1 protein-coding gene is annotated in these 805 nt (G+C 32.9%); it reads left to right on the top strand.

Going from position 1 to position 805, the window contains the following annotated elements:
* The first annotated feature begins 155 nt into the window (after nucleotides 1-155).
* Entirely contained in the window at nucleotides 156-803 is a 648-nt protein-coding gene (locus V7137_RS28745) for a TetR/AcrR family transcriptional regulator (protein ID WP_335701225.1), read from the top strand.
* The last annotated feature ends 2 nt before the right edge of the window (nucleotides 804-805 follow it).

Below are 805 nucleotides of genomic sequence, written 5' to 3'. Positions count from 1 at the left end.
GTTCTTTAGTGAAAAATAAAAGCATCCCATACAATACACGTAGGACATTTATGGCAGCTTAAAAAGTACATCGATTAAGTATAGTTAACTACTAGTTAATACAATTTATACATGATAAAATGTCTAGGAGTTTTGAGTTAGGGGGCCGTAGTTAAATGAATCAGCAGTGGAAAGAGCAATTAGAGAAGCACAGAAATAATCGTAAAGAAGAAATCCTTACTGCAGCTCAGCAATTATTTCTTGAAAGAGGATTAGGAGTTGTAAAGTTAAACGATATCGTTAAGCAGTGTGGGATTAGCAAGGTTACCTTTTATAAATATTATAAATCAATCGATGAAGTCATTTTTGCAGTACAAATGAAAATACTTGAGGAGTTGATTGAGAAGGATAAAAATTGGATGACAAAAGGGAAAAACGGATGGAAAAAAATGGAGTGTGCTCTCCGAATTCAAATCGAGACTTTAAAAACTGATAAAGCTTCAGTCAGTTTCATAGGTCTTTTTGATATGCATTATCGTGACCATTATCCCACTCCGGAATTGGAAATTGCATTTTTAGATCTTTTAAAAAAAGGTCGGTCACTCTTTAAAAACATACTCTTAGAAGGAATTCAGGATGGATCCATTCGTAATGATATTGATATTACGACTCTGCAATTTACAATTAGCAACATAACGAGTGCGACTATTCAACGTATGGCTTTAAGAGGGAAGATTTTAAAATATGATCAAGGTATTGATCCAGACTTGATACTTGAACAGATGATGAATATGATCTTGACATACTTAAAACCAATGAAATAAAT

It is taken from the genome of Neobacillus drentensis, assembly GCF_036962765.1.
Lineage (GTDB): Bacteria > Bacillota > Bacilli > Bacillales > Cytobacillaceae > Neobacillus > Neobacillus drentensis_C.
The sequence above is the reverse complement of the archived record's forward strand: the minus strand, read 5'-3'. Positions and strand labels throughout refer to the sequence as shown.

Coding starts and splice junctions, on each gene's coding strand:
- V7137_RS28745 (WP_335701225.1), top strand. CDS start 156: ATGAATCAGCAGTGGAAAGAGCAATTAGAGAAGCACAGAAATAATCGT.